This is a genomic window from Terrisporobacter mayombei (assembly GCF_020748465.1).
Classification (GTDB): Bacteria; Bacillota; Clostridia; order Peptostreptococcales; family Peptostreptococcaceae; genus Terrisporobacter; species Terrisporobacter mayombei.
Map to the genome: position 1 here is coordinate 508,018 of NZ_JAHZMP010000002.1, position 20,908 is coordinate 528,925.

The window sequence follows — 20,908 nt, forward strand, 5'->3', positions numbered from 1 at the left end:
TTATTTGCAATTAGAACAATCGCTGCATTGATCGTTTACATTAACTTTGTCTGTCATTTTGTCAGCTTTTCTGTCTGTCATTTTGTCTTCCATTTTGTTGTTCTTTTGGTCAACCATTTTACTTTTTTCGTTTGATTTTTTAGCCATTTTGAAACCTCCTTTATTTATTAATTTCAATTATAGGTTATACAATATAGGAAATAATATTCGCAAAAAAAACAAACAAAAAATGGTATTACAAAATAGATGTAACAATTTTGATTCCATTTTTCTATTGACTTCCACCATTATATTGGCAGACAATAGTATTGACGCTGTAGTATTGTTTGGATTAGAATTTATGAAAAAATGTAGTAATTTGTATTGTAAAAAATGGAAGAAATTTGGGGGATTTTGAAAATGAAAAAAGAAGATTTAACATTTAAAGAAAAGTCAAAAGAAAAAATTTTGAAAACAATAAAACACGTTTTAAATTATATTAGGCATAATAAAAATAAAACAAAAGTTATAGCAGGTGTTGTTGCTATTGTTATATGTGTAGGTGTAGTTTCTATTGTCAAATTAAACAGTAAAGAAGTATTAGCCTGTGCCAAGAGCAGAAATATTATGCTTGAAGGAGAAACAATAACAGATATTGCACTAAGCGGCTCAAGGGAGATAGAAAAAGGTCCATCTAAAAGTTATGGAAAAGTAGTATATCTTACGATTGATGATGGTCCATCAGAATATACAGATGAAATAATTAAAATACTAAATAAAAACAATGTAAAAGCAACATTTTTTATGATTAATTCAAATATGCAAGCTTATCCAGAGCAAGTAAAAAATATAGTCAAAAATGAAAACACAGCAGGATTTCACAGCGTAAGTCATGATATACACAAATTATATACATCACCAACAGCAGCGAAAAATGAATTTGATACTAATCAAAAAACATTTAAGGAAATAACAGGAGAAACGTCAAAGGTTATTAGACTTCCTTTTGGTAGTAAACCATACACACCAAGAAGTTCATACAATGCTCTTATGGATGCTGGATACAAGTTATGGGATTGGACACTTGATACAGAAGATTGGAGATCAACTTCTCCACAAATAATTCAATCTGTTATAAAGCATACAAGTGACACTGATGATGCAGTTTTATTAATGCATGAAAGAAAGCAAACTGTAGCAGTGTTAGATGAAATGATTCAGCACTTCAAAAAAGAAGGATTTGAAATATTACCAATAAAACAAAGTGATGAACAAAGAAATTATTGGAATGGTAAATTATTTAAGACAGAGAAATAGTGGAGGTAAAAAATTGAAAAAAATAGTTCTTATGGGATTAACAATTTTAATCTCTATAAATATGGTAGCATGCGGGAATAAAACTGTAGCAAAAATTAACGATGTAAATGTAAGTAAAGAAGAATATAAAAAGACAGAAGAATTTTTATATGCAACAGGATATATAGAAAAAGAAGACAAAAATAGTGATGAAATAAATAATGATGTATTATCATTTATTATAGATAATGAAGTAGCTTATCAAGATGCACAAAAGAAAAACATTAAAGTAGAAGATAGTGAAGTAAATGAAAAGTTTGAACAATTAAAACAAACCCTAGAAACAAATAATGTTTACAAAGAAAAATTAGAAGCAGCTGGTGTTACAGAAGACTTTTTAAAGGAAGAAATAAAAAAAGACTTAACTGTAGCAAAATACAAAGAGAACTTTATAAAAGATATTAATGTTTCTGATAAGGAAATGGAAGCTTACTACAATAATCATAAAGATCAATTTAATATTGAAGAAGTAAAAGCAAGTCAAATTTTAATATCTACTTTAGATAAAGATAATAAAGAAGTTAGCAAAGAGGAAAAAGAAAAACTAAAAGAAAAGGCACAAAGTGTTTTAGATAAGGTAAAAAACAATGAAGACTTTGCTAATCTAGCAAAAGAATATTCTGATGACAAAAATTCAGGAAAAGATGGTGGAGATTTAGGATACTTTGCTAAGAGTGATAAAAATATTGAATTTACTAAAGAAGTATTTAAATTAGATACAAACCAAGTATCAAACCTTATTGAAACACCTTATGGATATCACATTGTAAAAGTAACTGATAAGAGGACTGTTACAAAATCATTAGAAGATAGTAAAGATGATATAAAAGCTAGAATATTAAATGAAAAATATACAAAGCATATAGACTCATTATATAAAAACGGAAAAATAACAATCACTGAATAAGTGATTGTTATTTTTATATGATAAATATTGTTTTAAATTTTAAGAAAATTGGAATAATTTATAATATCTTAGGTTAATTGGTATTAATTGGTGATACAATAAGATAATATAATATTAATCATAGGAGGAGTAATATATGTATCCAACAAGAGAAGAAGCATGGAATATACTAAGGGAGTATAACGAAGATGAGCATTTAATTAATCATGCCCTTGCAGTAGAAGGTGTTATGAGACACTTTGCTAATCTTTACAATGAAGATCCTGAAAAATGGGGAATTGTAGGACTATTACATGACCTAGATTATGAAAAATATCCAGATTACCATTGTAAAAAAGTAATAGAAATAATGAGAGAAAAAGATTTAGACGAAGAGTTAATACGCTCTGTTGTTAGCCATGGATATGGTCTAGTTTGTGATGTAAAGCCAGAGAGTAACATGGAGAAGGTATTATATACAATTGATGAGCTGACAGGTCTTATAAACGCTACAGCCATTATGAGACCATCAAAGAGTGTATTAGATTTAGGTGTAAAATCAGTTAAGAAAAAATTTAAATCTAGTGGGTTTGCTGCAGGTGTAAATAGAGAAGTTATAAAAAACGGATGTGAGATGTTAGATAAACCTTTAGAAGAAGTTATAGAAGAAGCAATAGAAGGAATGAAATCAGTGGCTAAAGAAATAGGACTTGTAGGAGAAGCTGTTAATTCATAATAAAAAAGTATAAGCGTTAAGCTTATACTTTTTTTGTTAAGTAAAGTTTTACTGATTTGAATTTATTTCATCCTCATTAGCTAATAACTTTTTCTCCAATGACATATTACATATAATTGTAAAAATAGAACCAGCAACTATAAATAAAATTCCCACAATCATATTAATAGGAATGAATTCATTTATAAAAATAAAAGCTAAAATAGGAGAGAGAACAGGTTTAAAGAAAAATACTAAAGATGCAGTATTAGCTGAAGTTTCTTCCATGGCCTTAAAATAAGAAGCATATCCAAGACCTGTTACAAAAACATAAACATAAATTACAGACAAAATATTACCCATATTATATCCAGTAAATAAAGGTACATTGGCAAAACTATCTAGGTTAAATGAAGTTAAAAGAGTTGAAACAGAAGGAATATGACCTATTAATATTAAAATAAGCATTTCTATACTTCCTAAAATAAAGCTAAAACAAGTTACAACCTCTCCCCCAAATTTACTCGCACTTTTCTTGCCTAAGACTCCATACAAAGCAAAGGTAATAGCAGCTAGAAGTGTTAAAGTTAACCCAATAGATGATAATTTAATTGATAAGGGATTAATTATAATTATTATACCTACAATTTCTAGAATAAGGGATAGGATATTATGCGAGTGGATTTCTTCTTTTAAGAATATATAAGCAAATATCATTACGAAAACAGGGTTACAGCTAAAAATAACTGCAACTACAGAAGCCTTAGTATAATTTACAGCAAGCTGATAAAAAATCATACTAACAACAACACACATAAAGCCTAATAATAGAAATTGTTTTATATCTTCTTTATTAACAGATTCTTCTTTTGATTTAAGTGATTTAATTGAAAAAGGCAATAATATTAACCCCCCAATAAAAAATCTTTCAAAAGTTAGCTGTATGGGATTAAAACTTTGAGAAATAGTTTTTAACATTATTTCCATAGAACTAAATAAAATTGTTGCTATAGCTATATATAAATAGCCCTTTTTCATGTTAACCACCTCCAATTATAAGAGTAGTACTTTAATAGTAAATATTCAACTGCGCATGAAGCCTACGTGTTAAATTATGGTTTGTGATTTCCTTTTATGATAGAATTGTCTAAATGATATAATTTGAAATGAAAAAATTCATATAATTATAACAGAAAATATCAAAGGGGGAGATGATTGTGTCTGATAATAATGTGAAAAGGCAAAATGAAAGTAGGGATCTTTTTACCTCAAAAGCAGGATTTATATTAGCATGTATAGGTTCGGCTGTGGGAATGGGAAACATATGGATGTTTCCATATAGAGTTGGTCAATTTGGAGGGGCTGCTTTTTTAATACCTTATATTTTGTTTATAGTTTTACTAGGATGTACAGGACTTATGGGAGAGTTTGCTTTTGGTAGAATGACTCAAAGTGGACCAATAGGCTCATTTAAAAAAGCATTAGAAACAAAAGATAAAAAAGGTGGAGGCATATTTGGTATTATACCAGTACTTGGTGCTTTTGGCATAGCTGTTGGATATGCTGTTGTAGTAGGGTGGTTTATAAAATTTTTAGTAGGAAGTATTTCTGGAGAAGCTCTAAATGCTGTAGATTCAGGAGCATATTTTGGAGCTATTGCAGGACCTTTTGGAAGTGTAGTGTGGCACTTTTTAGCCTTACTTATTACAGCTTCAATTTTATTACTTGGTGTTTCAAATGGAATAGAAAAAGTAAATAAAATTATGATGCCAACATTTTATATTTTATTTTTAATACTTTTAGTAAGAGTTTTAATGTTAGATGGAGCAAAGGATGGAATAAATTATTTATTTGTTCCAAAATGGGAGTATTTATCTCAACCAAAGACTTGGATTTATGCCCTAGGTCAAGCATTTTTCTCATTATCCATAGCGGGATCTGGAATGATTGTGTATGGAAGTTATTTAAAAAGAGATATAGACATACCAAACTCAGCAAAGAATACAGTTATATTTGATACTTTAGCAGCTTTAACTGCAGGGCTTGTAATTATTCCAGCAGTATTTGCCTTTAATTTAGATCCAACTGCAGGGCCACCATTACTTTTTATAACACTGCCATCAGTATTTAAGTTAATGCCTTTTGGAAGGATATTTGCTATTGTATTTTTTATATCAGTTTTATTTGCATCTATAACATCTCTGATGAACCTACTAGAAGTACCAATTGAAGCAACACAAAGTAACTTAAAATTAAGTAGAAAAATATCTGTAATACTTGTTTGTTTCTTGGCATTTTTATTTGGATTATTTGTGGAAAATGGAGATGTACTAGGAAAATGGATGGACTTTGTATCAATATACATAATACCACTTGGAGCATTTATAGCAGCAATAATGTTTTTCTGGGTAATTGGTATTGATAAGGCAAAATCAGAAATTGAAACAGGCGCTAAAAAGTTACTTGGATCTTGGTTTAATCCTATGGCCAAATATGTATATGTATTTTTAACGTTAATAGTATTTATTGCAGGAATACTACTTGGAGGAATAGGTTAATATAATTATCTAACAATATTGTAATGCAATAAATTATCAAAGTTTGTTACAATAAAATAAAAAGAGTTTTGGGAGGGTATAAATGATAATAACTACAACTAATAGCGTACCAGGAAAAGAAGTAAAAGAAGTTTTTGGATTGGTATCAGCAAGTACAGTTAGAACAAAAAATATAGGTAAAGATATAGGAGCTAGTTTTAAAACTTTAGTTGGAGGAGAAATAAAAGCTTACCACGAAATGATGGAAGAGGCTAGAAAAATTGCCATAGGAAGAATGGTAGAAAAAGCTGAAGGTATGGGAGCTAATGCTATTATAGGTATGCAATTAAGTACTTCTGCAGTTATGGCTGGTGCTAGTGAGGTAATTGCTTATGGTACAGCAGTTTTAATAGAGGAGTAATTCATAAGGGGAGCATATTGATGAATATGATTATCTTTAGTATTTTTGTATTATTTTATGGAGCTATAATAATTGGTTCCATAATTCTACTTATTATGAAAATTATTGAGAGACAAAAAGAGAAAAAAGAAGAAAATTTAGATAAATACGATAAATATTAAGACTTATAGCATAAAAATTTACATTTTTATGCTATTTTTTATGAAAATATTTGAATTAATTTGCTTTAAGTAATATTATATAATTAAAGAGGAAAATTATAAGCAAAGAGGGTAACTAAATGAAAGACAGCTATTCAAGAGAAATAAACTATCTTAGAATTTCTCTTACAGATAAATGTAATTTAAGGTGTGTTTATTGTAAGGAGGAAGAAGATACAGTTGAAGAAGAATATGTTAATAATATACTAAGTTTCGAGGATTATAAGTTTATAATAAAAAACTTTAAAGAGCTCGGTGTAAATAAAATAAAATTTGTAGGAGGAGAGCCTCTTTTATATCCTTATTTAAAGGATTTAATTTATTTTGCTAAACATGAGTGTAATATAGATGATATTTCTATTACAACAAATGGTCAACATTTCAGTGAAAAAGCATTGGAATTGAAAAATAGCGGTCTTGATAGGGTAAATTTAAGTATTGATTCTCTAAAAGAATATAAGTATAATGCCGTAACTAGAGGAGGCAGTTTAACAGAAGTGTTAAATGCTCTAAATACATGTATAAGACTTAAATTGCCAGTTAAAATTAATTGTGTACTTATAGATGAATTTAATACAGATGAAGTATATGACTTTATTAGACTGACAAAATACAATAATGTGGATGTTAGGTTTGTAGAACTTACACCATGGGGTAGCAGTAAAAGACTTTATGATTCAAGTTATGTTAATACAAAAGAATTAATGGAAAATCTTGAAGATATTAATATATCCAGCTTTGAGGAAGATCGTAACGTAAAATATTATAATATGGAAAAGTCAAAAGGACGAGTAGGAATTATTTCACCAATTAGTGATTGTTTTTGTGAAAAGTGCAACAAAATGATCATTACTAACGATGGATTTGTAAGGCTTTGTCTTTATGCAGATGAAGAAATTGATTTAACAGATTTTTTACATAAACCAATCATGTTTAAAGAGGTAATAAAAGACGTACTTAAAGAAAAACCAAGAAATCATACATTAGCTTAATATTTACTAGGGGATGCAAATATTGCAATGAAAAACTCAATATAAAAATAGCTAGATTATTATTTCAAATAAAGTGAATCTAGCTATTTTTATATACATTTATTTATTCATAAGATATGGTAAAATTAAGTTTGTTCCAATTTTTTAAATAATAATTATAAACTTGATGAATTAATGGTTCATAGTCAAAAAATACTTTACTTGTTTCAATTTTTTCTTCTGAAATGCGTTTGTATTCTCCTACCCAATAAGGCTCTTGAAAGTAAACAGTCAAATCTGCACATACTTCCTTCATTCACATACCTCCTAAAGTTTATCAATTGATTTATATATAAATATTCATTATTTGATTTGACTATGACAAAAGGAGAGAATTTTCAGAAAACTATATGAACTTACAGCATACAATATATTCTTCATCATTACCATTATTATTGATTACAATTAAATACTCTTTATAATGGGCATTATGTGGTCTCAAAAATTCACAAGACTTAACTAAATCATGATCTTCCAAATATAATAACTCATTATCTTTTAAAAACTTTCGATTTATAAGTGCCATTATTTCTTCCATAAAACCACCTCCTAAAAAATAGATACCCAATATTCTATTAATTTAATAATATAAGATTAAACTTAATTAAAGAAATTAATAGGAATGTAGAAGGAAGAAATAGCAGTAAAATAATATAATAATTTCATTTCAACTGTAAAAAATAACGATATGTTTAAAATATTGATATATAATTTAACATTATCTTAACAATTATTTAACCTTCTCTTAACCAAATAAGTCAAAAAATGTATTATTATTTCATAGGAACTTAAATGTTTATTAAATATTTGTTAAATGGCAAAGATAATTGTTAAATATGTATGACTAGATAAAATTGTACATAAAACCAGATAATAATCACTAGATATAACTTAAGGAGGAAAGAATTTTGGAAATAGCAATAAGTCTATTAGGTGGCCTAGGTCTATTCTTATATGGAATGAACTTGATGGCAGAAGGTCTACAAAAAGCAGCAGGAGAAAAACTAAAAAAAATAGTTGAAAAGTTAACTAGCAACGTGGTTATGGGTGTTCTAGTAGGAACAGTAGTAACAGGAATTATACAAAGTTCATCAGCGTCAACAGTTATGGTTGTTGGTTTTGTTAATGCTGGTATTATGACTTTAAGCCAAGCAATAGGTGTAATAATGGGGGCAAATATAGGAACAACTGTTACAGCTCAATTAGTATCATTTAACTTAGAATCAATCGCACCAATTGCTCTTGGAGTAGGTATAATACTATACTTATTTAGTAAAAAGCAAAAAACTAAAGAATTAGCAACAATACTTTTAGGATTTGGTATTTTATTTACAGGTATGGAATTTATGAAAGATGCTGTTAAACCTTTAGCTGAATACCAAGGTTTTAGAGATGCATTCATTTACTTTGGAAAACATCCAGTTCTAGGAATTCTTGCAGGATTTGCAATAACAGGTATAATACAAAGTTCTTCAGCGTCTATGGGTATGCTTATAGCTCTAGCATCACAAGGTTTAATACCACTTAGTGCAGCCCTTCCAATACTATATGGAGATAATATAGGAACTTGTGTTACTTCATTATTATCAAGTATAGGTGCATCTAGAAATGCTAAACGTGCTGCAACAATGCACTTAACCTTTAACGTAATAGGAACAATAATATTTATGCTAGTATTAGGTAAACCAATAAGTATGATTGTTCAGTACTTAGATCCAAACGATGCAGCTAGACAAATAGCAAATGCTCATACTATATTCAACGTAGTAAATGTACTAATTTTATTACCATTTTCAAAATATATAGTAAAAATAGTATTAAAACTTATGCCAATAACTGAAGAAGAAAGTGAAGCATCAGTTAAAACTAAATACTTAGATGAAAGAATACTTCAAACTCCATCTATAGCTCTTGGAAATACAGTAAAAGAAGTTTTAAGAATGGGTGAAAAAGCAAATTATGCATTAGAATCTTCTATAGATTCTTTATTAAATAAATCAACAGAGTCTGTTCAAAAAACAGAAAAACATGAAGAAACTGTAAACATATTACAAAAAGAAATATTAAGTTATTTATTAAAACTGTCGAAGTCATCATTAAGTGATGATGAAAGAAGTAAAGTTGACTTATTATTCAACACAGTTAATGATATTGAAAGAGTATCTGACCATGCTGAAAATATATCTGAATTATCTAAGATAGCAATAGATAAAGACTTAGAATTCTCTAAAAATGCTATTGAAGAAATGACTAACATATACACTAAAGCTCAAGAAAACTTCAAAGCTTCATTAAATTGCTTAGCAGAAAATAATAAAAGCGGTGTAGCTGAAATTTATAAAGTAGAAGACGAAGTAGATGCTCTTAATAAACTTTATAAGAAAACTCATATGGAAAGATTAAATGAAGGAAAATGTACAATTGATTCTGGAGTACTATTCTTAGATTTATTAACAAATTTAGAAAGAGTATCAGATCATGCATGTAATATAGCTAATCAAGTTGAAGCAAACTAAAAAAAGTTGTCTCTTAGGAGACAACTTTTTTATTTACACAATTAATTTATTGAATTTTAATTTTTATTAAATCACCATTATATCTTTCTAAATTAACAACTTCTCCTGTTAGGTTGTAATTAAAAGAGTCCAAAAGAGATTTTATCATTTTCTGAGTATCGACTATTTCCTCTTCAAATATAAAAAAATCCAAAGCATTGTTCTTTATTAGTTTTTTTACAAATTCCACAGGCAAATTTAGTTTAACTTTATCACCTGTATGAGAATTTATATTTATGATAACTAATCTATCATTATAGTTTTTTATGGTAGATGCCATGTTTATCCTCCTTTATCTAGAAAAGATTTATCTATTTATTAATTTATATTCATAGACTTACTGATTTTATAACAAAATATAACTACTTAAAAAATAAATAAAAGTGTGCTAGAATTAATTGTTAACATTTTTTAAAGGAGTGTGAGTTAGTGTTAAATTATATTAAATTTGCATTATTTCAAATTATCGGATTCATATTATCTATACCAGAGTTATTAAAATTAAAGTACAATGAAAAAAAATACAGTGGCATTGAAAAATTTAGATTTGTAAAGAACCACGCAAAGAGATCGCTTGATTTAGTAAAAATAAAAATAAAAATTATAGGTAAAGAAAAAGTGCCTAAAGAAGAGGTTTTATTTGTATCAAATCATGCCAGTATGCTAGATAGTTATATTTTAGTTTCTAGTATAGCAAAACCAGTGGGTGTTATAATAGCTGATGTACCTACATGGAGACATATACCAATTGTTAGTCATTGGCTAAACTTAATGAAGTGTGTTTTCATAAATAGAGAAAGTAATAGAGAAGGTATGAAAAGTATAATTAAAGCCTCAGAAAATATAAAGAGTGGGCACAGCATGGCAGTATTTCCTGAAGGAGATTTAACTTGGGTAAAAGATCCTAATGCTTTAGTTTCTGATTTTAAGGCTGGGTCTTTAAAAATTGCATATAAGGCAAAATGCCCTATAGTTCCCATGGTAATAAAAAACTCTAGAAGTACATATGAAGGCTATGAGCCAGTTGGAAAAATACACTCAGGAAGTGTGGAAGTTGAGTACTTAGACCCTATATATGATCATATTGAAAATCCAAGGATTAAAACAGTAGTACTTGCAGAAATAATAAAAGAAAAAATGATTGCTGCTATGGAAAAGAAGATAAATTAAAAAAAGAGAGGGTAACCTCTCTTTTTTATATACTAATGCTTAAGCCTAAATGTATCACAAACTGCATTTTTCATATTAATAAGAACATGATTTGCATTGCAAGCACCTTGAATATTATATGTACAGTTTTTGGCACTACAAGAAATGTTTTGAGTATTAGTTTGAGCACTATCACTTACACTACTTGTAAAATTAGCCTCTGCTTTATTTATGAAACTTTCACAGTAAGTTTCTGGAGTAACAGTGGCTTCAAAGCCTTCTACTTTTATATGTGAAGCATAACAATAACCAGTTTTATTATAAGCACAATTTGAAACAAGGCAATTTAAATTGCTATTCATAATGTACCTCCTTCATAATATTTACTTTACTATTATTATTATGATATTTTTTATAAATTTAATACAAATATGATAATTTAAGATATTTTATAATTAAAATAAAGTTAATTACAAAAAGAATTAACTAAATAGTATAATAAGATTCCTTCAGAAAATTTTGCCTATGTAAGAATATTAATAAAAAATAAAATACATGGAATACTAAAAATGTCCAGTAAGAAAGCTGCAACTAATGGAACTACTAAGTAGGCACTTTGACTATAGCCATATTTGTTTGTTACTGAACCCATATTAGCAAGGGCATTAGGCGTTGCTCCAAGGCCGTGACCTAACATACCACTTATCATTACTGCAGCATCGTAATCTTTTCCAAGTGCCCTAAAAGCAAGTGTAGTAGTAAATATAACAATAAATATTACTTGGCAAATTACTATAAAAACAATAGGACCAAATAAACTAGATAAACTAAAAAAGTCAATACTCATAAGAGCCATAGTCAAAAACATTCCAAGGGATAAATCTTGTAGAAAATTTAGTAGTTTAAAATCCATTATCATAATTTTAGCTTTATCATTAAAATTTCTAAATAATACTGCAATAAAAATACATCCAACAATACTTGGTACCACTATATGAAAATATACATTAACAATGTTTGCTAAAGCACTACCAACACTCATGGAAACCAAAACAATTAAAATTTGTTCAAAGAACAAAGTGTCATTAATATTTAAAATAGAAGTATTACTTTTTAAAATAGAAGATTTATTTTTTTTATGTATATTTGAAGACTTTAAATGATATTTTTCAATTAAAATCTTGGCAACAGGACCTCCAATTATTCCACCCATAATTAGACCTAAAGTAGCAGAGGCAAATCCTACACTACAAGCATTAGAAACACCTAAAGATTCTAAAGTCCTTCCAAAAGCTAAAGAATAACCATGTCCACCTTCCATGGATACACTGCCACACATTAAACCTAAAAGGGGATTTATATCTAAAAGCTTTGATGAAATAATGGTTATTATATTTTGAGAAAATCCTAAAAGGGCACATAATAGCCAATAAATAATTAATACTTTTCCTCCTTTTTTTAGTAGCTTAAAACTCACATTTAATCCTACTATTGTGAAGAAAAATGACATGAAATATGGCATAAGAAGAGTATTCATGGATACATTTACTAACTTAAAATATTCTAATATAAAAACGAATAATGAAAATGTGAGACCACCTACAACGGGAGATGGAATACATAATTTATTAAGTATGTAGATTTTATTAGTAAGAAAATTACCAAATAAATATAAGACCATGGATAGTATTAAAGTACCTACTATATTTAAATCCAGGTTATACATCTTTTCACCTACCTTTACATATGAAATTATTTAAAGACGCTGATAAATCAACGTCTTTAAATTTAAATAATATAATTAAAAGGAAATATTTATAGATTATATTCTAAAGAGAATACTAATATACTTGATTTTTAATAGAAACAATTTCTTTTCTATAAGCTGATGGAGTTTGATTTGTTATTTTTTTAAAGACGATTGTATAATAGTTTTGATTATTAAAACCAACTTCCAAAGCAACGTCTAATAAAGATAGTTTAGGATCTTCTAGTAACTTTTTACTCTTTTCAACTCTGAAATAATTTAAAAAGTTAGAAAATGTTTGACTAGTTGATTTTTTGAATAAGTTGCAAAAATATGATTTATTTATATTTAATTTTTCACATAAATCATCTATGGATATATCTTCGTTGTAATACTTATGTATATGATGTATTGCCTTTCTAACATATATATTATAAGAACGACTGTTAACGTCATAAATAAGATTATTTTCAATTATTTTACATAGTACATACTCTATATATTCAAAACAAGTAGCTGGTTTATAACAAACTAACTTATTAGAACTATTTGTTGATATGGGACCTAGGATGAAAATAACATTACAAGCATCTGTAATAATATAGTGAATATCGTTATCAATAGATAGAGTATAAATATCTTTGTTACTATTCATTTCATTTAATATAAAGTCATTTATTTTATTCTTTGGATATAATTCATCTAAATAATTGTTGTATCCATATTTATAAATTTCATCATATTCTTTAGATATTGCTTTAATTGGAATATTACAGCAATTATAAAATGTTTCTGAGATATAATTTATATTTAACATCTTATTTTACTCCTTAATTTCTAGTATAAATTTAATGCCAATATATTAATAAGTAAAAAATACGGACATAATAGAATGTTGTTATCAATTATAATTAATTTACAAATGAGAATAACTATCATATATAATATTAAATAAAAATAGTAAATTTGTCAATGGAAATAGGTTATAAAAGACGAAGTAAATATACCATACATTTTTTATCTGTAATCTATTTTACTAATACTAATGCAATATGATAAGATAAGTTTATATATTATGACAAAATGAGGTGTAAGATGAATAAAATAATTGGTATTTTAGCTCATGTTGATAGTGGAAAAACTACTTTATGTGAGCAAATACTTTATCATACAAATTCCATAAGAAAAAGGGGAAGGGTGGATCATAAAGATTCATACTTTGATAACAATCATATAGAAAGACAAAGAGGTATTACGGTATTTTCTAAGGAAGGCTACTTTAACTACAAAGACTCAAATTACTACTTAATAGATACTCCTGGGCATGTGGATTTTAGTCCTGAAATGGAGAGAAGTCTGAAAATCTTAGACTATGCTATTTTAATAGTAAGTGGTGTAGAAAAAGTTCAGTCCCATAGTGAAACCATATTTAATTATTTGAGAGAACATAATATTCCAACTATTATTTTCGTAAATAAAATGGACAGAGATATATCTAATAAAGATGAGATAAATATAAGTTTAAAAGAAAATTTATCTAAGGATATTTTTGATTTTACAAAAGAACTAAGCAATAATATGAGTGAAGAGTTAATAGAATTTATTGCAGAAAAAGATGAAGAATTATTAGAAAGATTTTTAGATGATAATTTTGATTATGATCTATGGTTTGAAAAAATTAAGTCATTATTTAATAGTTGTAATATTTATCCTTGTGTATTTGGTTCAGCTTTATTTGACGAAAACGTAGACAGCCTTTTAGAAACGTTGGATTGTTTAAGTGTAAAAAATTATGATGAAAATAAAAGTTTTACTGGAAAAGTATATAAAATAAAAAGTGAAGAAAACAAACAAAGATTAACATTTATAAAAGTTATGTCAGGTAAGTTAAAAATTAAAGATGAATTATGCTATATGGGGCAAAAAAATATATTAAGAGAGAAAGTAAATGAGATAAGAATTTATAAGGGTGATAAATTTATAAATAGAGAGGAAGCTTTTGCTGGAGAAATAGTAGCCATAAAAGGACCAAGTGAAACATATCCTTCAAATTTTATAGTGTCAAGTAAAGAAGAGGATATACTTTCTAAATTAAACACTGAAGATAATAATTTTATTGTGCCAATGCTTGCTACAAAAGTATTATTTGATGAAAGTGTAAATATTAAAGATGTTTACTCATATTTTAAAATTTTAGGTGAAGAAGAAATTTCACTAAATCCTATATATAGCGAAGAACTTAGAGAAATAAAGATTAATATAATGGGTAAAATTCAATTGGAAGTTTTAAAAGAAATATTTTTAGAACGATTTAATATAAATGTGGATTTTGGTCCTTGTGAAATTCTATATAAAGAAACTATAAAGGATAAAACCATAGGAATAGGTCACTTTGAGCCGCTAAGACATTATGCAGAGGTTGTGCTAAAAATCGAACCAGATAAAAGAAATAGTGGTATAAGTTTTGAAAGCTTAGCTCATGTGGATAATATTACAATTGGTCATCAAAATTTAGTAAATACTCATATATTTGAAAGAAGTCATAGAGGCATACTTGGTGGATATGAAGTTACAGATGTAAAAATAACTCTTTTAACTGGAAAAGAACACAATAAGCATACTGAAGGCGGAGACTTTAGACAAGCTACCTTTAGAGCTTTAAGACAAGGTCTAGAACAAGTAGAAAATATTTTACTAGAACCTTATTATAAATTTAAAATAGAAATAGATAATGATTATATGGGAAGGGTAATTTCAGATATACAGAAAATGAGTGGAAGTTTTAATATTAAAGATTCTAGCGATAATAAGCCAATAATAAGTGGAAGAGGTCCTGTAAGTGAGTTTATGGATTATCCATTAGAGCTAATATCATTTACAAAGGGAAGAGGGCGAATCACATTTAATTATGATGGATATGATGAATGCCACAATAGTGAAGAAGTTCTAAATAATAGAAATTATGATAAAAATAGTGATAAGCTTTATACATCCAATTCTATATTTTGTTCAAAAGGACAAGGTTATACTGTAAAAGGTGAAGATGTGAGAAATTACATGCATTGTGAGATAAATATATAGCTTGGGAGATAAAAATGAAAGAAGAATATAAAGTACTTTTAGATAATAAAAATAACTCCATTAGTTTTTTATATAAGGAAGAAAATATAGGAGTTAAAGTTGAATATAGAAAAAGAAAAAATATTTCAATTAGGATAATTCCTAAAAATACTATAGAAATAATTAGTCCAAGATCTGTATCTATTTCATTTTTAAAAAAAGTACTTGAGGAAAAATCATCTTGGATAATGAAGACTTTAGATAAATTTGAAAATATGGATGAAAGCTTTAAGGAAAGAAAATATGTAAATGATGAAATTTTCTATTACTTAGGAGAGGAATATAAACTAAAAATAGTTGAAGATAAAAACACTGAAAATAATAAAAAGAATTATTGTCATATAGATATAAAGGATAAGAACTTAATTATTACTACTAATAATAATGAAGGTGAGTATATTAAAAATGAACTTAAAAAATGGTACAAAATAGAAAGTGAAAAAATAGTTTTAAAAAGGCTTGAAGTATTAAAAAAAGAAAAGCCTATGATGAATAAACTGATACCTAATATAATTAAAATTAAAGAACAAAAGAAAAGATGGGGAAGTTGTACGTCTAAAAAAACTATTTATATTAATTCAAGGATTTCCATGGCAAAAGTTCATGTAATAGATTATATTATTGTTCATGAATTTTCACACTTGGCTCAGATGAATCACTCAAAGGACTTTTATAATCTTGTAGAAGAAATATTACCTGATTTTAGAAAAAGTGAAAAATGGCTTAAAGAAAACTCCTACAAACTTACGTTGTAATTTTTATATTTGTAATAAAGCAATAATCGTATTATAGAGGAGGATTACAGATTGAAAAAAGAAAAAATAAATTTGGACAAAGTAATAGATTTTAAAAAATGGCAAACTCTTCAAGATAATTTATCTTTAGTTACAAACATGGCTATTATAACAGTTGATTATAAGGGAAATCCCATAAGTAAACATAGTAAATGTTCTAGGTTTTGTGAATCTGTAAGAAATCATCCTCAAATGGTGAAGTATTGCCAAAAATGTGACTCCAGAGGTGGACTTGAAGCTGTTAGGTCAAATGAACCTTATATTTATCTATGTCACTACAATATAGTAGATGTGGCAGTTCCTATAATTATTGATGGCAGATATATGGGTGCAATAATGGCAGGTCAAGTTAAATTAAGTGATAATTATACTGAAGATATGGAGAAAATAGTAGATACTTCTAACAACTCAGTGTCTATTGAGGTTTTGGAAGAATTTAAGGAATATTATGAGCAGCTACCCTTACTTACTTATAAAGAAGTGCAAAATATAGCTAATATGTTGTCTTCTCTTTGTAATTATCTAGTGGAGGAAGCATTAGATAAAAATTTAATTTTAGAAATGTATAAAAAGTCTATAGGTAATAATAAAGAATTAGATGAAGATTTTTTCCAAGGTTATAGTGTAGATAATATTGAGAAACTAAAAAAGGGACTATCTAATGCTGTGATTGATGCTTATGTATCACAGTATGGATGTGATAAAAAGGTTAGTTCAACTTTAAAGCCAGCAATTGATTATATATACAAAAATAAAAGTGAAAATATTACTGTGGAAAGTATGGCGAAAGTTTGTCATATAAGCCAAAGTTATTTTAGTAGATTATTTTCAAAGGAAATGGGAGATAGTTTTTCTAATTATATATCAAAATTGAAAATTAATTGGGCTAAAGAACTTTTGGAAGACAGTGATATGAGTGTAAGCCAAATAAGTGATGAACTTGGATTTAATGAACCTGGTTACTTTATTAAAATTTTTAAAAAATATGAAGGAGTAACACCTTCTGTTTATAGAAAATATTATAAAAACATGTAAAAATGAATGATTTCACAAGAAATTTTATATGTAAGTTTCATCTATAAATAAAAGATTAACAATTTAATGAGAATATTAAGAAAGCTATAAATAGAAAAGAGTTCATCTCTTTTTATTTATAGCTTTTTTAGTAATAATTTACCTAAATATTAGGTAAACTTAAGGTTTACATTGTGAAAAATAATAAATTTTTATGTTTAAAAAATAGTTAAGTACTTAACGAAAAGTAGAAATAGTACAATTTTCTTATTTTAGTTCATAAAAATACGATTATAAATTGTAATTTTATGACATGTAAGCCTAATGATTAAATAGGAAAACGATATTATAATTAAAATATAAAATTTCAACAAAATAAAATTAAAATAGATGGGAGTAATTAAAAGATGAGAAAAGCATTTATATGTCCAACAAAATATGTTCAAGGTGAAGATGAATTATTAAATTTAGGTTATTTCGTAAAAACTTTTGGAAAATCAGCACTACTTATAGCACACCCAGATGATGTAAATCGTGTGAAAGATAAGTTAGACAAAACTTGTGAGAAGTTTAATATTACTTTAGTAGAAAGTGGATTTACAGGAGAGTGCTCAAGACAAGAAGTAACAAGATTACAAGAAGTAGCAAGAGAAAACAACTGTGATTGTACAATAGGTCTTGGTGGAGGTAAAGCAATAGATACTGCAAAATGTGTTGCTGAAGGTGAAGCTTTAATAATAGTTCCAACAATAGCAGCAACAGATGCACCTACTAGCCATTCAGCAGTATTATACACTCCAGATGGATCTTTTGATGATTACGCATATTTTAAACAAAGTCCAAGTGTAGTACTAATAGATACAACTGTAATAGCTAAAGCACCCACTAGATTTTTAGTATCTGGAATGGGCGATGCCTTATCAACTTATTTTGAAGCTAGAGCAACAAAAGCATCATACTCAAATGTAAATGCTGGTCTTCCTTGTGGAGCAAGAGAAAATTTAACAGCTCCAGCAAAAGGTACTAATACTGCTTTTGCTCTTGCAAAATTATGTTACGAAACTTTACTTGCTGATGGATCTAAGGCAAAAGTATCTTGTGATTGTAACTTAGTTACTCCAGCTCTTGAAAATATAATAGAGGCAAACATCCTTTTATCAGGACTTGGTTTTGAAAGTGGAGGACTTGCAGCAGCACATGCTATACATGATGGACTTACTATATTAGAAGGAACTCATAAGTATTTCCATGGTGAAAAAGTTGCATTTGGTACTTTAGCTCAGTTAGTACTAGAAAATGCATCTGAAGAAGAAATAAATCAAGTATTAGACTTCTGTATGGAAGTAGGTTTACCAGTTTGCTTAGAAGATATAGGTGTAAATGAAATAAGCGAAGAAGAATTAATGGAAGTTGCAGCAAAATCTTGTATACAAGAAGAATCAGTACATTCTATGCCATTCCCTATAAGCGTAGAAGCTGTGGCAGCTTCAATTATAACTGCTGATAGACTTGGAAGAAACTATAAGAATAATAAATAAATTATAAAAATTTCATAAAAAGAAATTATAGTATTTTAAATTTAAAATATAACTTATGAGGTGGAATAGATGAAAAAAATCATAAATAAACCAGAAAATGTTGTTATGGAAATGTGTAACGGAATAGCCTTAGCTCACCCTGAGTTAGAGTTCGTAAAAAAATATAAAATAATAAAGAAAAAAGAAATAAATAAAGACAAGGTAAGCTTAATAAGTGGTGGAGGTAGTGGCCATGAGCCAGCACATGCAGGTTTTATAGGAAAAGGAATGTTAGATGGGGCTATATGTGGAGATGTATTTGCATCCCCTTCTCAAATTCAAGTTTATCAAGGAATAAAAGCTACTGCAAGTGAAAAAGGTACTTTACTTATAATCAAAAACTATAGTGGAGATATGATGAATTTCAAAAATGCTGCTCATTTAGCAAGTGAAGATAAAATAACTGTAGATTATGTTAAAGTAGATGATGATATAGCTGTGGAAGATAGCTTATATACAGTAGGAAGACGTGGTGTTGCGGGAACTGTATTTGTTCATAAAATAGCAGGTGCAGCAGCAGAGAGAGGAATGTCTTTAGAAGAAGTAAAAAAAGTAGCACAAAAGGCTGCTGACAATGTTAGAAGTTTAGGATTTGGGTTAACTTCTTGTACAGTACCAGCAAAAGGAACTCCAACATTTGAAATAGCAGAAGACGAGATGGAATTTGGTGTTGGTATACATGGTGAGCCAGGTATAAAAAGAGAAAAAATTACTACAGCAGATGAATTAGCTAGTAGAATAGTAGATGCCTTGTCAAATGATATGAAATTAAATGAAAATGATGAAATAGCTTTATTAATAAATGGATTTGGCGGAACACCTTTACAAGAGTTATATTTGTTTAATAACTCTGTTGCTGGTGAATTATCAAAGAAAAATATAAAAATAAACAGAACTTTTGTAGGAAATTACATGACAAGTATAGATATGGCAGGAGCATCTGTGTCTATAATGAAACTTGATGAAGAGTTAAAAGAATTATTATCATGTGAAAGTGATACTCCAGCTTTTAAAGTAAGTGGACCAGTCGACTCTGCAAAATACTCTTCTTTAGAAGTGCCTGATGAACTTGTACTTACATCTTTTGAAGTTGAGTCAAAAGAAGAGATGGCATGCATAGTAGATGAAAAAATAACACTAGATAATATGATATATATAGTTGATAAAATGAGTGAAGTAATAATAAAAAATGAAGTTCCATTTTGTGAGCTAGATTCTTTTGCAGGTGATGGGGACTTTGGTATGAGTGTCGCAAAAGGATTTAAGCAATTAAAAAGAGAGTGGAAGGAAATATTATTACAAGATAACTTAACTATAAGCAAGTTCCTAGATGATTGTTCTATGGTTATAATGGAGCATTGTGGAGGAGCATCTGGGCCTATATGGGGCTCTGCTTTTAGAACGGCTTCTAGAGCGGTAGTAAATAAACAAGAGTTAGACATAGAGGATTTTGCAAATATGATTCAAGGTGCAGTTAAAGGAATTCAAGCTACAGGGGAGAGATCATTTGGACGTGGTGCAGTCGTGGGAGATAAGACTCTTATAGATGCATTAGTTCCCTGTGCAGATGCTTGGACTAAAAGTGCAAAGGAAAATAATACTTTAAAAGAAGCTTTTGAGCTTGGTGCAAAAGCTGCTGTAGATGGTGCCAAATCTACAGAAGAAATAGTAGCACGTATGGGACGCGCAGGAACAGTTGGAGATAGAAGTTTAGGTCATCCAGATGCAGGAGCATACGGACTTGGCGTAATTTTTACAGAAGTATCTAATTGCATAAAGTAAGATAATAAGTAAAAGAGTATTAAAATTATCATTTTAATACTCTTA

The 20,908-nt window shown here is 28.0% G+C and carries 22 protein-coding genes; 14 read left to right on the top strand and 8 right to left on the bottom strand.

Features of this window, described 5'->3' with window-relative positions; genetic code table 11:
- Complete coding sequence (locus tag K0039_RS08880; protein ID WP_228104697.1) at positions 1-147, bottom strand: hypothetical protein; 147 nt, start codon at positions 145-147, stop codon at positions 1-3.
- A gap of 252 nt (positions 148-399) precedes the next feature.
- Here K0039_RS08880 and K0039_RS08885 point away from each other — a divergent pair, with 252 nt between their 5' ends.
- From K0039_RS08885 to K0039_RS08895, 3 genes are all read left to right on the top strand, one after another.
- A complete protein-coding gene (locus tag K0039_RS08885; RefSeq protein WP_228104698.1) occupies positions 400-1,296 on the top strand; it encodes a polysaccharide deacetylase family protein in 897 nt (298 codons plus the stop codon).
- 13 nt (positions 1,297-1,309) lie between these two features.
- A complete protein-coding gene (locus K0039_RS08890; RefSeq protein WP_228104699.1) occupies positions 1,310-2,242 on the top strand; it encodes a peptidylprolyl isomerase in 933 nt (310 codons plus the stop codon).
- A 136-nt stretch (positions 2,243-2,378) separates the two neighbouring features.
- On the top strand, positions 2,379-2,957 hold the full coding sequence (locus tag K0039_RS08895) for an HDIG domain-containing metalloprotein (RefSeq protein WP_228104700.1): 579 nt from the start codon (positions 2,379-2,381) through the stop codon (positions 2,955-2,957).
- Positions 2,958-3,005: 48 nt separating this feature from the next.
- On the opposite strand, the gene K0039_RS08900 is transcribed toward K0039_RS08895, so the two are convergent.
- Positions 3,006-3,974, bottom strand: coding sequence for a DMT family transporter (locus K0039_RS08900; RefSeq protein ID WP_228104701.1), 969 nt, complete (start codon positions 3,972-3,974; stop codon positions 3,006-3,008).
- 173 nt (positions 3,975-4,147) lie between these two features.
- On the opposite strand from K0039_RS08900, the gene K0039_RS08905 reads away from it, so the two are divergent.
- The 4 genes from K0039_RS08905 (at position 4,148) to moaA (ending at position 7,086) form a co-directional block, all read left to right on the top strand.
- The gene (locus tag K0039_RS08905) at positions 4,148-5,494 is read left to right on the top strand and encodes a sodium-dependent transporter (RefSeq protein WP_228104702.1); all 1,347 of its coding nucleotides are present in this window, start codon (positions 4,148-4,150) and stop codon (positions 5,492-5,494) included.
- A gap of 82 nt (positions 5,495-5,576) precedes the next feature.
- Positions 5,577-5,894 (top strand): YbjQ family protein, encoded by a 318-nt coding sequence (locus K0039_RS08910; RefSeq protein WP_228104703.1) that lies wholly within the window; start codon positions 5,577-5,579, stop codon positions 5,892-5,894.
- Positions 5,895-5,914: 20 nt separating this feature from the next.
- Positions 5,915-6,055: a hypothetical protein gene (locus K0039_RS08915; protein WP_228104704.1), complete on the top strand. Its 141-nt coding sequence runs from the start codon at positions 5,915-5,917 to the stop codon at positions 6,053-6,055.
- A gap of 119 nt (positions 6,056-6,174) precedes the next feature.
- On the top strand, positions 6,175-7,086 hold the full coding sequence (gene moaA, locus K0039_RS08920) for a GTP 3',8-cyclase MoaA (RefSeq protein WP_228104705.1): 912 nt from the start codon (positions 6,175-6,177) through the stop codon (positions 7,084-7,086).
- 103 nt (positions 7,087-7,189) lie between these two features.
- On the opposite strand, the gene K0039_RS08925 is transcribed toward moaA, so the two are convergent.
- Both K0039_RS08925 and K0039_RS08930 read right to left on the bottom strand, forming a co-directional pair.
- Positions 7,190-7,381 carry a DUF2992 family protein gene (locus tag K0039_RS08925; RefSeq protein ID WP_018591147.1) on the bottom strand — a complete coding sequence of 64 codons (192 nt, stop codon included), beginning with the start codon at positions 7,379-7,381 and terminating at the stop codon, positions 7,190-7,192.
- Positions 7,382-7,471: 90 nt separating this feature from the next.
- Positions 7,472-7,663 (bottom strand): hypothetical protein, encoded by a 192-nt coding sequence (locus tag K0039_RS08930; RefSeq protein ID WP_228104706.1) that lies wholly within the window; start codon positions 7,661-7,663, stop codon positions 7,472-7,474.
- A gap of 370 nt (positions 7,664-8,033) precedes the next feature.
- Between K0039_RS08930 and K0039_RS08935 the strand changes: the two genes are divergently transcribed.
- Positions 8,034-9,641 carry a Na/Pi cotransporter family protein gene (locus tag K0039_RS08935; protein ID WP_228104707.1) on the top strand — a complete coding sequence of 536 codons (1,608 nt, stop codon included), beginning with the start codon at positions 8,034-8,036 and terminating at the stop codon, positions 9,639-9,641.
- A 46-nt stretch (positions 9,642-9,687) separates the two neighbouring features.
- Here K0039_RS08935 and K0039_RS08940 read toward each other — a convergent pair whose 3' ends face one another.
- The gene (locus K0039_RS08940; protein WP_228104708.1) at positions 9,688-9,960 is read right to left on the bottom strand and encodes a hypothetical protein; all 273 of its coding nucleotides are present in this window, start codon (positions 9,958-9,960) and stop codon (positions 9,688-9,690) included.
- 149 nt (positions 9,961-10,109) lie between these two features.
- On the opposite strand from K0039_RS08940, the gene K0039_RS08945 reads away from it, so the two are divergent.
- A complete protein-coding gene (locus K0039_RS08945) occupies positions 10,110-10,850 on the top strand; it encodes a lysophospholipid acyltransferase family protein (RefSeq protein WP_228104709.1) in 741 nt (246 codons plus the stop codon).
- A 32-nt stretch (positions 10,851-10,882) separates the two neighbouring features.
- On the opposite strand, the gene K0039_RS08950 is transcribed toward K0039_RS08945, so the two are convergent.
- From K0039_RS08950 to K0039_RS08960, 3 genes are all read right to left on the bottom strand, one after another.
- Positions 10,883-11,191 carry a DUF1540 domain-containing protein gene (locus K0039_RS08950; RefSeq protein ID WP_228104710.1) on the bottom strand — a complete coding sequence of 103 codons (309 nt, stop codon included), beginning with the start codon at positions 11,189-11,191 and terminating at the stop codon, positions 10,883-10,885.
- Between the two features lie 161 nt (positions 11,192-11,352).
- The gene (locus tag K0039_RS08955; protein WP_228104711.1) at positions 11,353-12,555 is read right to left on the bottom strand and encodes a sodium/glutamate symporter; all 1,203 of its coding nucleotides are present in this window, start codon (positions 12,553-12,555) and stop codon (positions 11,353-11,355) included.
- A 115-nt stretch (positions 12,556-12,670) separates the two neighbouring features.
- Positions 12,671-13,393, bottom strand: a complete 723-nt coding sequence (locus tag K0039_RS08960; RefSeq protein ID WP_228104712.1) for a helix-turn-helix domain-containing protein — start codon at positions 13,391-13,393, stop codon at positions 12,671-12,673.
- A gap of 278 nt (positions 13,394-13,671) precedes the next feature.
- Between K0039_RS08960 and K0039_RS08965 the strand changes: the two genes are divergently transcribed.
- From K0039_RS08965 to dhaK, 5 genes are all read left to right on the top strand, one after another.
- Entirely contained in the window at positions 13,672-15,657 is a 1,986-nt protein-coding gene (locus K0039_RS08965) for a GTP-binding protein (RefSeq protein WP_228104713.1), read from the top strand.
- A gap of 14 nt (positions 15,658-15,671) precedes the next feature.
- Positions 15,672-16,451 carry a M48 family metallopeptidase gene (locus tag K0039_RS08970; protein WP_228104714.1) on the top strand — a complete coding sequence of 260 codons (780 nt, stop codon included), beginning with the start codon at positions 15,672-15,674 and terminating at the stop codon, positions 16,449-16,451.
- Positions 16,452-16,502: 51 nt separating this feature from the next.
- Complete coding sequence (locus K0039_RS08975) at positions 16,503-17,525, top strand: PocR ligand-binding domain-containing protein (RefSeq protein WP_228104715.1); 1,023 nt, start codon at positions 16,503-16,505, stop codon at positions 17,523-17,525.
- 386 nt (positions 17,526-17,911) lie between these two features.
- The gene (locus K0039_RS08980) at positions 17,912-19,042 is read left to right on the top strand and encodes a glycerol dehydrogenase (RefSeq protein WP_228104716.1); all 1,131 of its coding nucleotides are present in this window, start codon (positions 17,912-17,914) and stop codon (positions 19,040-19,042) included.
- 69 nt (positions 19,043-19,111) lie between these two features.
- Entirely contained in the window at positions 19,112-20,863 is a 1,752-nt protein-coding gene (gene dhaK / locus K0039_RS08985) for a dihydroxyacetone kinase subunit DhaK (RefSeq protein WP_228104717.1), read from the top strand.
- The last annotated feature ends 45 nt before the right edge of the window (positions 20,864-20,908 follow it).

What these genes read in the sequence shown, in the direction of transcription:
- moaA (WP_228104705.1), top strand. Translation starts at nt 6,175, where the DNA reads ATGAAAGACAGCTATTCAAGAGAAATAAACTATCTTAGAATTTCTCTT.
- K0039_RS08905 (WP_228104702.1), top strand. Translation starts at nt 4,148, where the DNA reads ATGATTGTGTCTGATAATAATGTGAAAAGGCAAAATGAAAGTAGGGAT.
- K0039_RS08960 (WP_228104712.1), bottom strand. Translation starts at nt 13,393, where the DNA reads ATGTTAAATATAAATTATATCTCAGAAACATTTTATAATTGCTGTAAT.
- K0039_RS08925 (WP_018591147.1), bottom strand. Translation starts at nt 7,381, where the DNA reads ATGAAGGAAGTATGTGCAGATTTGACTGTTTACTTTCAAGAGCCTTAT.
- K0039_RS08980 (WP_228104716.1), top strand. Translation starts at nt 17,912, where the DNA reads ATGAGAAAAGCATTTATATGTCCAACAAAATATGTTCAAGGTGAAGAT.
- K0039_RS08895 (WP_228104700.1), top strand. Translation starts at nt 2,379, where the DNA reads ATGTATCCAACAAGAGAAGAAGCATGGAATATACTAAGGGAGTATAAC.
- K0039_RS08930 (WP_228104706.1), bottom strand. Translation starts at nt 7,663, where the DNA reads ATGGAAGAAATAATGGCACTTATAAATCGAAAGTTTTTAAAAGATAAT.
- K0039_RS08885 (WP_228104698.1), top strand. Translation starts at nt 400, where the DNA reads ATGAAAAAAGAAGATTTAACATTTAAAGAAAAGTCAAAAGAAAAAATT.
- K0039_RS08970 (WP_228104714.1), top strand. Translation starts at nt 15,672, where the DNA reads ATGAAAGAAGAATATAAAGTACTTTTAGATAATAAAAATAACTCCATT.
- K0039_RS08965 (WP_228104713.1), top strand. Translation starts at nt 13,672, where the DNA reads ATGAATAAAATAATTGGTATTTTAGCTCATGTTGATAGTGGAAAAACT.
- K0039_RS08900 (WP_228104701.1), bottom strand. Translation starts at nt 3,974, where the DNA reads ATGAAAAAGGGCTATTTATATATAGCTATAGCAACAATTTTATTTAGT.
- K0039_RS08955 (WP_228104711.1), bottom strand. Translation starts at nt 12,555, where the DNA reads ATGTATAACCTGGATTTAAATATAGTAGGTACTTTAATACTATCCATG.
- K0039_RS08910 (WP_228104703.1), top strand. Translation starts at nt 5,577, where the DNA reads ATGATAATAACTACAACTAATAGCGTACCAGGAAAAGAAGTAAAAGAA.
- dhaK (WP_228104717.1), top strand. Translation starts at nt 19,112, where the DNA reads ATGAAAAAAATCATAAATAAACCAGAAAATGTTGTTATGGAAATGTGT.
- K0039_RS08940 (WP_228104708.1), bottom strand. Translation starts at nt 9,960, where the DNA reads ATGGCATCTACCATAAAAAACTATAATGATAGATTAGTTATCATAAAT.
- K0039_RS08880 (WP_228104697.1), bottom strand. Translation starts at nt 147, where the DNA reads ATGGCTAAAAAATCAAACGAAAAAAGTAAAATGGTTGACCAAAAGAAC.
- K0039_RS08915 (WP_228104704.1), top strand. Translation starts at nt 5,915, where the DNA reads ATGAATATGATTATCTTTAGTATTTTTGTATTATTTTATGGAGCTATA.
- K0039_RS08950 (WP_228104710.1), bottom strand. Translation starts at nt 11,191, where the DNA reads ATGAATAGCAATTTAAATTGCCTTGTTTCAAATTGTGCTTATAATAAA.